General features: G+C 61.5%; 13 protein-coding genes and 1 other annotated feature. Of the genes, 4 read left to right on the top strand and 9 right to left on the bottom strand.

Going from position 1 to position 12,481, the window contains the following annotated elements; all coding sequences use genetic code 11:
- Positions 1 to 51 precede the first annotated feature (51 nt).
- Complete coding sequence (gene apt / locus CK627_RS14825; RefSeq protein ID WP_164464965.1) at positions 52 to 597, bottom strand: adenine phosphoribosyltransferase; 546 nt, start codon at positions 595 to 597, stop codon at positions 52 to 54.
- A 131-nt stretch (positions 598 to 728) separates the two neighbouring features.
- Complete coding sequence (locus CK627_RS14820) at positions 729 to 1,106, bottom strand: YbaN family protein (RefSeq protein ID WP_010633947.1); 378 nt, start codon at positions 1,104 to 1,106, stop codon at positions 729 to 731.
- Between the two features lie 178 nt (positions 1,107 to 1,284).
- On the opposite strand from CK627_RS14820, the gene dusC reads away from it, so the two are divergent.
- The 3 genes from dusC to CK627_RS14805 all read left to right on the top strand — a co-directional run bounded on the left by dusC (position 1,285) and on the right by CK627_RS14805 (position 3,557).
- On the top strand, positions 1,285 to 2,229 hold the full coding sequence (gene dusC, locus CK627_RS14815; RefSeq protein ID WP_095592737.1) for a tRNA dihydrouridine(16) synthase DusC: 945 nt from the start codon (positions 1,285 to 1,287) through the stop codon (positions 2,227 to 2,229).
- A 97-nt stretch (positions 2,230 to 2,326) separates the two neighbouring features.
- Positions 2,327 to 2,695, top strand: coding sequence for a TraR/DksA family transcriptional regulator (locus CK627_RS14810; RefSeq protein ID WP_005301043.1), 369 nt, complete (start codon positions 2,327 to 2,329; stop codon positions 2,693 to 2,695).
- Positions 2,696 to 2,789: 94 nt separating this feature from the next.
- A complete protein-coding gene (locus CK627_RS14805; protein WP_017778993.1) occupies positions 2,790 to 3,557 on the top strand; it encodes a substrate-binding periplasmic protein in 768 nt (255 codons plus the stop codon).
- A 39-nt stretch (positions 3,558 to 3,596) separates the two neighbouring features.
- On the opposite strand, the gene rnd is transcribed toward CK627_RS14805, so the two are convergent.
- The 7 genes from rnd to CK627_RS14770 all read right to left on the bottom strand — a co-directional run bounded on the left by rnd (position 3,597) and on the right by CK627_RS14770 (position 11,242).
- Positions 3,597 to 4,709 carry a ribonuclease D gene (rnd, locus tag CK627_RS14800; RefSeq protein WP_174704184.1) on the bottom strand — a complete coding sequence of 371 codons (1,113 nt, stop codon included), beginning with the start codon at positions 4,707 to 4,709 and terminating at the stop codon, positions 3,597 to 3,599.
- Positions 4,710 to 4,805: 96 nt separating this feature from the next.
- Entirely contained in the window at positions 4,806 to 6,482 is a 1,677-nt protein-coding gene (gene fadD, locus CK627_RS14795; protein ID WP_010633942.1) for a long-chain-fatty-acid--CoA ligase FadD, read from the bottom strand.
- A gap of 198 nt (positions 6,483 to 6,680) precedes the next feature.
- On the bottom strand, positions 6,681 to 7,538 hold the full coding sequence (locus tag CK627_RS14790; RefSeq protein WP_167385362.1) for an alpha/beta fold hydrolase: 858 nt from the start codon (positions 7,536 to 7,538) through the stop codon (positions 6,681 to 6,683).
- A gap of 9 nt (positions 7,539 to 7,547) precedes the next feature.
- A complete protein-coding gene (locus tag CK627_RS14785) occupies positions 7,548 to 8,063 on the bottom strand; it encodes a Slp family lipoprotein (RefSeq protein WP_010633940.1) in 516 nt (171 codons plus the stop codon).
- Between the two features lie 95 nt (positions 8,064 to 8,158).
- Entirely contained in the window at positions 8,159 to 8,860 is a 702-nt protein-coding gene (gene tsaB / locus CK627_RS14780) for a tRNA (adenosine(37)-N6)-threonylcarbamoyltransferase complex dimerization subunit type 1 TsaB (RefSeq protein ID WP_017784293.1), read from the bottom strand.
- Positions 8,861 to 9,017: 157 nt separating this feature from the next.
- Complete coding sequence (gene yoaA, locus CK627_RS14775) at positions 9,018 to 10,928, bottom strand: DNA repair helicase YoaA (protein WP_095592736.1); 1,911 nt, start codon at positions 10,926 to 10,928, stop codon at positions 9,018 to 9,020.
- A 71-nt stretch (positions 10,929 to 10,999) separates the two neighbouring features.
- Complete coding sequence (locus CK627_RS14770; protein ID WP_005301068.1) at positions 11,000 to 11,242, bottom strand: hypothetical protein; 243 nt, start codon at positions 11,240 to 11,242, stop codon at positions 11,000 to 11,002.
- A 183-nt stretch (positions 11,243 to 11,425) separates the two neighbouring features.
- Positions 11,426 to 11,554, top strand: a sequence feature (His leader region).
- 24 nt (positions 11,555 to 11,578) lie between these two features.
- Here CK627_RS14770 and hisG point away from each other — a divergent pair.
- Positions 11,579 to 12,475: an ATP phosphoribosyltransferase gene (gene hisG, locus CK627_RS14765; RefSeq protein WP_095592735.1), complete on the top strand. Its 897-nt coding sequence runs from the start codon at positions 11,579 to 11,581 to the stop codon at positions 12,473 to 12,475.
- Positions 12,476 to 12,481: the final 6 nt, after the last annotated feature.

Below are 12,481 nucleotides of genomic sequence, written 5' to 3'. Positions count from 1 at the left end.
GGACGCAGGCAACGGGCTGACGAGGCCCGTCTGCGTGATCGGACTGGCGGCTTATTCGCCCGGCAGTTCGACCAGGGAAACCACCTTGACGCCGGCGGCGGTCAGGCGGGCATCACCACCCAGCGACGGCAGGGAGATGATGAAGGCGGCATCGGCCACTTCACCGCCGGCACGGCGGATCAGCTTGACGGTGGCATCGACGGTGCCGCCGGTGGCCAGCAGATCGTCCACCACCAGCACCTTGTCACCGGGCACGATGGCGTCGGTGTGCAGTTGCAGGGTGTCGGTGCCATATTCGAGGGCGTAGGACTCCTCGATGACGGCGCGGGGCAACTTGCCCGGCTTGCGAACCGGCACGAAGCCCAGACCCATGGCGAAGGCTACCGGCGCGCCGAAGATGAAGCCGCGCGCTTCGGTACCGACAATCTTGGTGATCCCTTGATCACGATAGTGATTGGCCAGCAGCTCGATGGTGGCCTTGAAGGCCTCGGCATTCTCGATCAGGCTGGTGATGTCGCGAAACAGGATGCCCGGCTTCGGATAGTCGGGAATGGTCTTGATGCTCGCTTCGATAAATTTCAGGGTTTCCGGATTCATGGTTTGACCGTTTGTTTTTCGACGCAGATGGTCGTTTCTCTCAGCTTCCCGCCAGCGGGAAATAAAAAGGCCCGTCACGCAAAAATGACGGGCCGACTCCATAGCATTATTGCCGCAATAGCTTAGGGACTTCACTTCTCCATTGCAACTGGCTCCAGCACCGGCAGCCGCATTAACCAGGTGAGCAGGATCACCATTATGGCAATGAGCAGCAGCCTGACCCACAGCAGGGGCACCACCGCCAGCGACACCGAGAAGGAGAGCAGAATAAAGAAAATAGCGCGCCGCCTGGCATGGCGGCGAATGCCGCGATACTGCTGCCAGTCAGCAATGGGAGGCCCGAACCAAGGATGGCTTAGCAGCCAGCGATGAAAGCGGGGGGACGAGCGGGCAAACAGCGCCGCCGCCAGCAGCATGAAGGGGGTGGTCGGCAGCAGGGGCAGGACTATCCCGACTATCCCGGTGGCGAAGGCAAGCCAGCCCAGGGCCATCAAACACCAGCGTTTCATGGGTACTCCTCTGAATGTATCTCTGCCTTTAGCCTAACAGAGTTGGCCTGGAAGCTGACAGCCTGGCCCAGGCGGTGGCCGTCGATTGGGTTCATCGAGTGGCCAAACGGCTGACAATCCCGGCCATTGCCACTACAATCTGCGCTCTTTTTTCTCTGTTTGCCCTGCGGAACCGGTTATGCGCGTTATTTTGGCCCCCATGCAGGGGGTGCTGGATCACTTGATGCGGGAGGTGCTCACCTCCGTCAACGACTACGACCTCTGCGTCAGCGAATTCATCCGGGTGGTCGATCAGCTGCTGCCGGCCAAGGTGTTCCATCGCCTCTGCCCCGAGCTCAAGCAGGACGGCAAGACCCGGGCCGGCACGCCGGTGCGGGTACAGCTGCTGGGCCAACACCCCGAATGGCTGGCCGAAAACGCGCTGCGCGCCATCGAGCTTGGCTCCCCCGGCGTCGATCTCAACTTTGGCTGCCCCGCCCCCACGGTCAACAAGAGCAAGGGAGGGGCCGTGCTGCTCAAGGAGCCCGAGACCGTCTATCGCATCGTCAAGGCAGTGCGCGAAGCGGTGCCGGCCCATCTGCCGGTGAGCGCCAAGATCCGCCTCGGCTACGATGACAAGGATCTCTATCTGGAGAACGCCCAGGCGGTTCATCAGGCCGGGGCCAACGAGCTGGCCGTGCACGCCCGCACCAAGCGCGAAGGCTACAAGGCGCCGGCTCACTGGGAGTATGTGGACGCCATTCGCCGCGCACTGCCCATCCCGGTCACCGCCAACGGCGAGATCTGGAACCATGCCGATGCCCTCACCTGTGCCCGGGTGTCCGGCTGCGATGCCCTGATGGTGGGCCGCGGCGCCATCTCGTTGCCCAACCTGGCCAACGTGATGAAGACCGGCTGTGCCCACATGAGCTGGGCCGAGGTGCTGCAGCTGATGGTGAGCTACACCGAGCAGGATTTGGCCAGCGAGAAGGCCGACTACTACCCGAGTCGCATCAAGCAGTGGTTCAGCTACCTCAAGCGGGAGTATCCCGAGGCAGATCTGTTGTTTCAGGAGATCCGGGTACTCAAGGAGACCCATCCCATTCGGGACGCCCTGCTGCAGGCCGCGAAAACTGTGATCTAACCGTTCTTTACTTGACGCATATCATCTTGATAATCCTGTCGCTTCCCTATACTGCCCACAATTTGTTATTCGTCCGTTGGGGGCTAGTGTGTGTGAAATGACGCAAGCTCAGTTGGCCGTGTGGCGTGATCGCCTGCTGACTGACTGGGCGCAAGTAAGAGAAGAGCTGATCGGTCAGCTCAAAGCCTGTCGGCGTGACGAGTGGGCGGAGCAGGTGGATCACTGCGAGCGGGATCAGCTGGTCGATCTCACCAGCCGCCTCGACTTGCCCAAGGTGGAGCAGAGCGTGGCCCGGCTCAAGCGGATCGATGCCGCCCTCTGCCAGATGGATCTGGGCCTCTATGGTCTCTGCTCCGACTGCGAGGAACCGCTGGCCATCGAACGGCTGGAGCAGGACCCGACCCTGCAACGCTGCCCGCGCTGCGAAGCCCGCTATCGCAAGGGATTCCACGCCCACGAGCTCTGAGGGATGCACCTTCGTGCATCCTTTCCCCCGGGCTGGTCAGCCCGACATTTCTATTCAATAATCAACAACAACCACGCTGAACAGGGATAGCTCCGTGTACAGAGTCTTGTTGTTATGGTGTTTGTGCACCGCCGCCTGGGCGCAGGAGTCACTGCAGGTGGGCTGGGCCAGCTGGCACCCGTTCAGCTTTCGTGACGAACAGCAGCAGCTGCAGGGGCTGGACATCGACCTGCTGCAAGCCATCTTCAGCCGGGCCGGCTTTAGCGCCAGCTACAGCGAGATGCCCTGGGCCCGCGTACTGCGCGAGCTGGAGTTCGGCACCATCCAGCTCACCATGTCCGCCAACCAGACCGCCGAGCGCGAGCGGTACGCCCGCTTCAGCCTGCCCTATCGCAACGAAGAGACAGTGTTGCTGGTGCGCCGTCAGGACAGGGCTCGCTGGCAAGGGATCACCCAGCTCTCGGACCTGCTGCCACGGCAGGATTTCACCATAGGGATGATGCGTGATTTTGATTACGGCACAGATTTTCGCACCTTCATGCAATCGCCCCAGATGCAGGATCGGCTGCTGGCCCGCCTGCGGATGGAGCCCTTGCTCAAGCTGCTGCTGGCCGGTCGCATTCAGGGAGTGGTCATCGATCCCATGGGGCTGCAGGAGATGAACCTGGCCGGTATCCCGCTCGATGACCTCACCCCCCTGCTCAATATCCAGCGCACACCGGTACATCTGATGCTGAGCCGGCGCACCACCACGCCAGCCCAGCTGCACCGGCTGGACGAGGCCATCCAGGCGCTGCTCACCAGCCCGGAATACACCCAGATCCTGGCCCGCTATCGTTATCAGTTGCCGCCCATCAGATGAAAAAACGGGCCCAGTGGGCCCGTTCTCTTGTGCACTATCTCATTGAGCCAACAGATGGCCAACCAGTTCATGGCGCCAGCCCTGCAGCAGCATGGGCTTGTCGGCCCGGGCCCGCTCTTCGTCGCTCATGCGCCAGCTCCAGGTGAAGTACTGGTGAATGATCTTCTTGCTCGCCACCAGTTCGGGCGGAATATTGCTGGCCTTGGCCTTCTCTTCCACCATCCCCTTGATGCGCTTGAGCTCGGCCTTGTACTGGGGGTAATCCACCAGCCGGCGGATGGGCTCGGGCCAGCCGGCGGGATCGCTCTGCTGGGCTGCGGCCACGATATCCAGCATCCGCTTGCCGTGGATCTTGATCTCGATGGGGGCCAGCCCCAGCTCGTTCAGATCGCGCAGGGAGGTGGGTTTGCGCTCCGCCACCTTGAACAGATGCAGCTCCTTGACCACGAAATTGAGGGCCAGATCCCGGCGCACCGCCTCCTGCTGACGCCAGGCGGCCAGCTCGCGCAGGATCGCCAGCTCGCGGCGCCCCAGCTGCCAGGCGTTGACGATGTCGAGATAGGCCTGGCGGGGATCGCTGCTCTGGGTCTTGCGGGCTGAGTGGTTTTGGCACTCCTGCTCGAACCAGGCGAACTTGCCGCTTTCACGCAGCGCCGCCATCACCTTGTCGTAGAGGGGCAGCAGATAGAAGACGTCGGCCGCCGCATACTCGAGCTGACGGGGGGTGAGCGGACGAGCCAGCCAGTCGGTACGGGCCTGATCCTTTTCCAGGGTCACGCCAAGAAACTCGTTGACCAGGGCGCCGAAGCCCACCGAGACCCCGTGGCCCAGAAAGGCTGCCGCCAGCTGGGTGTCGTGCATCTGGTTGGGCAGATGACCCGCCTGATGCTGGATAAGCTCCAGATCTTCGCCGGAGGCGTGCAAAATGGCGATCTGCCCTGCCCGACCGAGTCGCTGCCAGAGGGAGGAGAGATCCAGCGTCAAGGGATCCAGCAGCGCCAGCTGGTGGCCGTCATAGATCTGGAACAGGCCCAGCTGGGGGTAATAGGTACGGGTGCGGACGAATTCAGTATCGATGGCCAGGGGAACGTCGGCCAGGGAGGCGAGATACTGATCCAGTTCGGCTTGCTGTGAAATGAGTTGATAATGCATCTGTGCCTGCGCGTTGATCAGGGCCAAAAGAAAAAACCGTGGGCTGACCCACGGTTTTGCATAACGACGGCATGCTGCTTGGCAGCGCCACGCCGGTTACTGCTTGGCAATCTCCTCGTCGCGCAGCACGCGGCGCAGGATCTTGCCCACATTGGTCTTGGGAAGTTCGTCACGAAATTCTACCAGTTTCGGGACCTTATAGGCAGTCAGATGTTTGCGGCAGTGCGCAATAATCTCGTCTTCCAGCAGCTTTGGATCTTTCTTGACCACGAAGATCTTCACCAGCTCGCCGGAGACCTTGTGCGGCACGCCGACGGCGGCCACTTCCAGCACTTTCGGGTGGAGCGCCACCACGTCTTCGATCTCGTTCGGATAGACGTTGAAACCGGAGACCAGGATCATGTCTTTCTTGCGATCGACGATCTTGAAGAAGCCCTGCTCGTCGCACACCGCGATATCGCCGGTACAGAGCCAGCCATCCTGCATCACCTCGGCGGTGGCCTCGGGACGCTGCCAGTAACCGCTCATCACCTGCGGGCCGCGTACCTGCATCTCCCCCGGTTTGCCGAGTTCGTGGATCACCTGACCGTTGTCATCCACCAGCCGGATGTCGGTGGAGCAGACCGGCAGGCCGATAGAACCGTTGTAGTCCACCAGATCGTAGGGGCAGACGCTCACCAGGGGTGAACACTCGGTCAGGCCGTAACCTTCCAGCAGCGGAGTGTCGGTCAACGCCTTCCACTGCTCGGCCACCGCCCGCTGCACCGCCATGCCGCCGCCGATGGTGAGCTTGAGCTTGTCAAAGGGCATGCTCTGGAACTCGCCATTGTTGACCAGCGCGTTGAACAGGGTGTTGACCCCGGTGATGCAGGTGAAGGGGTACTTCTTGATCTCTTTGACAAAGCCCGGGATGTCGCGCGGGTTGCTGATCAGCAGGTTGTAGCCACCCAGACGCATGAACAGCAGGCAGTTAACTGTCAGCGCGAAGACGTGGTAGAGCGGCAGTGCGGTGACCACGAACTCCTTGCCCCGCTCCAGCACAGGGCCATAGACGCCGAGGCACTGCTCCACGTTGGCGATCATGTTGCGGTGGGTCAGCATGGCCCCCTTGGAGAGGCCGGTGGTGCCGCCGGTGTACTGCAGGAAGGCGAGATCGTCGTTGTTGATCTCGGGCTTGATGTACTGCAGATAACGACCCTTGGCCAGCGCCTGACGCATGGTGCTGGCGTGGGGCAGATTGTACTTGGGCACCAGCTTCTTGACGTATTTCACCACGAAATTGACCAGGGTCCCCTTGGCCAGCCCCAGGTTGTCCCCCATCCTGGTCAAGATCACGTGCTTGACCGGAGTGTCGTAGACCACTTTTTCCAGGGTGTGGGCAAAGTTGGAGACGATGACGATGGCCTTGGCGCCGGAGTCCTTGAGCTGGTGCTCCAGCTCGCGCGGGGTATAGAGCGGGTTGACGTTGACCACTATCATGCCGGCACGCAGGATGCCGAACACGGCGATGGGGTACTGCAGCAGGTTCGGCATCATCACGGCGACCCGGTCACCCTGGCTCAGCTTGAGCTCGTTTTGCAGGTAGGCGGCAAAGGCGCGGGACTGCTCCTCAAGACGACGATAGGTAATGGTCTGCCCCATGTTGACGAAGGCAGGCTGGTCGGCGAACTCGTTCACCGACTCTTCAAACATCTCGACCAGGGAGCTGTATTGGTCTGGATTGATCTCGGCGGGCACCCCTTCTGGATAACGCTTCAGCCAGACTTTTTCCACGAACTTCTCCTGCATAACTAGCACCTGTGCGCTCACTGTGTTGCCTCCGTCCCTGTTCACATCCATTTCAAGCAGTTGTTTTAAGCTCATACTCTAATGCCGCCCATATTTACATAGGGCAACATCAATTAACAGCGAATTAACAACAGAAAAATGTGAGGGGGAAGACAAACCTGGAATTATTGAAAGCCGTCGATTCTACCGAATTTGACAAAATTTTTCGATACAAACCGCGGTCTCTGCCGAATTTTCCATATGAAAATGGTGGTTTCCCGCCAAAACGACCCGTTCAATGCGTGTAAAGGCGGCATGACGCTCTCCCCACTGTACCTGCAGGCTGGCAAATCCCTCGCGGCCGGCGATAAACAGCACGGGACAGGCAATGGCACGGATCAGCGCCTGGGCCTGCCCCTCGCTCATGCGCATGGGGGAGAGATCCCTAAGACGAGGATCGCTGCGCCAGTGCCAGCGCCCTGCCCGGGCTTCCAGCTGCCGCTCGCAGATAAGGCGTGCCGCACTCGGGGTGATGTCCGCCACCTTGCAACGCGCCGCAACCGCCTCGTCGATGGAGGCAAAGCCCTGGGAGGCTCGCTCGCGGGTTCGGCTGCGGTTGAGGATGGCTCGGCGCAGCTGCTCCGGCACGGCGTCGTCCGGCTGACTGAGGGGTCCGAGCCCCTCCAGCAGAATGAGCCGCTCCACCTGCTCAGGGAAGACCCCGGCATAGGCGGAGGCAATCAGCGCCCCGAGGGAGTGACCCAGCAGCGCAAAGCGCGACCAGCCGGCCGCCTGGGTGATCTGATAGAGATCGTCCAGCCAGTCGACAAAGACATAGGGTGTGTTCTTGTGATCCGAGCGACCGTGCCCCGGCAGATCGACACAGACGAGGTGAAAATGAGTCAGATAGGGGGCCAGGGGCACAAAGCTTGCGCTGTTGTCGAGCCAGCCATGCAGGGCAAGCAGCAGCGGTTTGTCCCCCTGCGCCGGCAGGCTCTCGAGCAAGGCAACCCGGCGGCCGTCGGCCAGGGTCAGGAAGCGCTCTTGCAGCAAGGTGTTCATGCCTAGCTCCTAGCGGCGCAGCGGCCGTCTCGGCCAGTAGGGATCATAGAAGGGGTCGTAGAAGTAGGGATCCATGTAGCGAACCTCCACCTCCTTGACCGGCGGCCACAGCTTGCTGCCCGTCACCTTGAGCACCGAGAAGCGGTATTTGTGCTCGCCAATCTGGCTGTCCACCGGCTGGGCTATGGTGCCGAGCACCGTCAGGCTGCGCCCCTTGGCATAGAGGGTCGGGTCGACAAAACCCTGCATGATGGCCAGAAAACGGCCCGGGCTCTGTTCGGTCTGCTCCGGCACCCCGTTGGACTTGAGCGGCAGATAAACCACCTCGATGACGCTCTGATCCGCCTTGTTGTGTACCGACGAGATGACGCCGCTCCAGCGGGCCGGCTTGCCTTCCAGGCCGGCAAGCGCCGGCTGGTAGGCCACCAGCTGGTTGGCGGGCTCATAGGCCAGCTCTTGCGGGACCGAGCTGCAGGCACCGAGCAAGAGCCCTGCGGCCCCCATCACCATTGCACGCTTCAACATGTCACTCTCCTTGAGTCGGGCTGGGCCCGACCTCTCAACCGCCCGCATGGGGCCTGTGTCGACCGGCATGAGCGACAAGTCTGCCACTCCTGCCCTTATTCGCGACCCGGCAGCTTCTTCCAGGTCACCTTGTCACGCAAATATACCGGGGTCGCCTGCTCGACCGCCACCGCCTCGCCGGCCAGCCAGGCGCTGCGGGCCAGCGGCAGCATGTCCTCTGCCGCAGGGAAGCGTACCTGGCTCGCCACCAGCTCGTCGGCCAGCGCAGCGAGGGTCTCACCATAGGTCTCAAAACCGGTACCGACGCGGGTAAAGCTGCCCGGCAGCGTGCCGCGGGACGCCACCAGTGCGGCGGGGCCGCTCACCATCTCTTCGCCCACCAGCTGGATGCGGCCATCGATGAGCTCATATTGGCCGAAGTAGACCTCGTCCATGCGCGCGTCAATGGCGGTCAACACCCGCTCGGCGCCGTCCAGCCGATGAGCCCCCTGCGCCATGGCGGCCAGGGTGGAGATACCGATCAGCGGTACACCTGCGCCCAGCGCCAGCCCCTGTGCCACGCCGATGCCGATCCGTACCCCGGTAAAGGAGCCGGGACCGCGGCCGAAGGCGATGGCATCGAGCTCGTCCAAGGTTACCCCGGCCTCGTCCAACACAGCCTGAACCATGGGCAGGATTTTACGGGTGTGATCCCGCGGCGCCTCTTCCCAGCGGGAGAATACCTTCTCCCCCACCAGCAAGGCGGCGGAGCAGGCTTCGGTGGCGGTATCTACGGCCAGGATCTTCAACTCGTTCATGCTTTCCAATCTCTATAAAATCAGTCAATTACATAATCTGCAAGCAGGCTCTGCCAGCAGTTTTCATATTCTGGTGCGCGCATTGAGGGCCGCCTCGACCCCTATCGGTAGCGTGACCACCTCGCCAGTGCACGGGTGCGCAGCATCTTCGGTAGATTCAGCTCTTGCGATCGAAAAAACCGCCCAAGGTGGCCAGCTCCCGGGTCCGAGGAATCGCGGGTAGGCTCTTGATAAAGGTCGCGCCGTAGGGTTTGTTGACCATGCGGGGATCACAGATGACCAGTACGCCGTGATCACTGCGATCACGAATGAGCCGCCCCACCCCCTGCTTCAAGGCAATCACCGCCTTGGGCAGCTGGATATCGGCGAAGGGATCACCGCCCCTGAGCTTGCAATCATCCACCCGCGCCTTCAGCAGCGGATCGTCGGGGCTGGCAAACGGCAGCTTGTCGATGATAACACAGGAGAGCGCAGCGCCACGCACGTCGATCCCCTCCCAGAAGCTGCTGGTCGCCACCAGCACGGCGCGGCCATTCTCGACGAACTCCTTGAGCAGCCGCTGCTTGTTGTCCTCCCCCTGCAGCAACACGGTGCGACCGATCTCCCGGCGCAGCACCTCGGCCACCTGGCGCATCACCTGATGACTGGTACAGAGGAAGAAACAGCCCCCCGGCGTCTTGTTGATGAGCGGGATCATCAGGTTGGCCAGCTGCTCGCCCCGACCAAAGGCATTGGGCTCGGGCAGGAAGCGCGGCACACACAGGCGCGCCTGCTCGCCATAGTCGAACGGGCTGTCGAGAATAAGCTCGGCGCTGCCGGCCAGCCCCAACTCCGCCTTGAAGTGATCAAAGCGCATGTCCACCGTCAGCGTGGCCGAGGTAAACACCCAGGCCACCTCGGGGCGCAGCACCTCGGCGCCGAAGCGCTCGGCCACCGACAGCGGGGTCAGATTGAGGGTGAAATGGAGCCGCGAGCAATCATACCAGTAGGAGAAACCGGTCTGGTTGACCGCCAACACCTCGCCAAGGCGAGTACGCAGCTCGCTGATGCGCTCGAAACAGTGGTCAAGCTGCTCCCCTCGTCCCAGCGCCAGCTTCAGCACCTCGTAACACAGGCCGAGTGCATCGTTGAGGCGGGCCAGCGCCTGGCCCCAGAGCGGTTGGCGCAACATGTCGCGGGTGTTGCCACGACCGCCGTCCACCCCGAAGGCGAGCCGCAAGTCCTGGCTCGCGATGGCGAGCCTGTCCGCCGCCTTGCCAAGCTGACCCATGTCGTGGGCCTCGGCCCGATAGGCAAGCTGGATATCCTGCGCCAGATCCTGGATGGTGCGGCTGCCCACCGACTTGCCGAAGTAGTTGGTGGCGATCTCGGGCAGCTGGTGCGCTTCGTCAAACACATAGACCTGCGCTTCTGGCACCAGCTCGCCAAATCCGGTGTCTTTCACCGCCATGTCGGCGAAGAAGAGGTGATGGTTGATCACCACCACCTGGGCATCCATGGCGCGGCGGCGGGCCACCACCAGATGGCAGTCGTCGTAATAGGGGCAATCGCGGCCGAGGCAGTTTTCATTGGTGCTGGTGACGTGCGCTAAGATCTCGGCGTTCTCCTGCAGCCCTGGAATATCCCCCACGTCGCCGTTGTCGGTGGCGGTGGACCAGGACTTCACCTTGACCAGATCGTTGAGCACTTCGGGCTTTTGCAGGTGGGATTCGCTGAGCAGCCGATTCATCCGCTCGATGCAAAGATAGTTGCTGCGCCCCTTGAGCAGGGCCACCGGCGGGGTATAGGAGAGTGCGCCGGTGATGGTCGGCAGGTCTCGATAGAAGAGCTGCTCCTGCAGGTTCTTGGAGCCGGTGCTGATCACCACCCGCTTGCCGGACTCCAGCGCCGGCACCAGATAGGCGTAAGTTTTGCCGGTACCTGTGCCCGCCTCCACAAGCAAGCGACCATGTGACTTGATGGCGCTTGCCACCGCTTCGGCCATCTCCAGTTGCGGGGCGCGGGCGACAAAACCGTCGATATGGCTGGCCAGAGGGCCGTCTGGCTTGAACAGGGTCTGGATGGTCAAAGGGGCGTCCCGCTGCAACAAAAGGGGGCATTATGCCAAAAAGGTGGCAAAAGCGGGACTGACTTCTGCCCCTAGACGAAGAGATCGATCTGGTGATCGGGATCCGGCTTGTGATCGTCCTCTTCAGGCTTTTCCTGATCACGCTTGGCCGAGGGGTAAGGCTGCTGGCGCTGTTGGGAGTCACCGTTGTCGGTACTGGTCTTGCGCAGCTGATGCTTCTGGCTGATCTGGGTTACTTCCCGCTTGATGTCGTCACTGCTCGGCGCGGCCGGCGCCCTGGGCAGAATGGGGAATAACAGGTCCTGGCTGGGCATGATGTCGCCTCCTCTGGCTCACCTTGTCTAGTTATCGACCATAAAACCGTTTTCTCAACTTTAATCGACCAAATCACATTTTCCGGTTGCTTTTTCCGTCAAGGCAGGTAGTTTAAATCGGGCGTCAACTACGACATCTTATTTGTAAAGGATTGATTACATGCAGTTCACCAGCCTGAAGACTCACCACCACCATCATCCCGAATAGTCTTTCAGGAGGTTGACTGCTGGAAGACACTTAACTGGTGACTTCCAAAAGGACCGCAAGATTCATAAACCCTCGGAAGCACCCACTTCCGAGGGTTTTTTCGTTTTTGACTAGAAGGAAATCGAGCAATGGAAACACAACGTCTGCGCATCGCCATGCAAAAATCCGGTCGCCTGAGCCAGGACTCCCAGGCCCTGTTCAAGAGCTGCGGCCTCAAGATCAACCTGCGCGAGCAGCGCCTCATCGCCCATGTCGAGAACATGCCCATCGACATCCTGCGAGTACGCGATGACGACATCCCGGGGCTGGTGATGGAAGGGGTAGTCGACCTTGGCATCATCGGCGAAAACGTGCTGGAAGAGGTGCAGCTCATCCGTGCCTCCCAGGGCCAGTCCTTTGCGGTCAAGACCCTCAAACAGCTCGACTTCGGCGGCTGCCGCCTCTCCCTGGCGGTGCCGGACGACGTCAACTACACCGGGCCAGAGAGCCTAGCCGGCAAGCGCATCGCCACCTCCTACCCTGGGCTGCTCAAGCGCTTCTTCGACGAGAAAGGGCTCGGCTTCAAGAGCGTGATGCTGGGCGGGTCGGTGGAAGTGGCACCGCGCGCGGGCCTGGCCGATGCCATCTGCGATCTGGTCTCCACCGGCGCAACCCTGGAGGCCAACGGCCTCAAAGAGGTGGAGGTGATCTACCGCTCCAAGGCGGTACTGGTGCAGGCCCCCAACCCCTTGTCCGATGCCAAGCAGAAGATCATCGATACCCTGCTGCCCCGCATTCAGGGGATGCAGCAGGCGCGCGAGAGCAAGTACATCATGCTGCACGCCCACAAGGACAAGCTCGACGCCATCACCGATCTGCTGCCGGGCGCCGAACGTCCCACCATCATGCAGCTGGCGGGCGAGACCAATCAGGTGGCGCTGCACGTCGTCTCCAGCGAGACCCTGTTCTGGGAAACCATGGAACAGCTCAAGGCGCTGGGTGCCAGCTCCATTCTGGTGCTGCCCATCGAGAAGATGATGGAATAAGGATGG

It is taken from the genome of Aeromonas dhakensis, assembly GCF_002285935.1.
Taxonomy (GTDB): Bacteria; Pseudomonadota; Gammaproteobacteria; order Enterobacterales; family Aeromonadaceae; genus Aeromonas; species Aeromonas dhakensis.
Note: the sequence above shows the minus strand (reverse complement) of the source record. Positions and strands in the feature narration are given on the sequence as shown.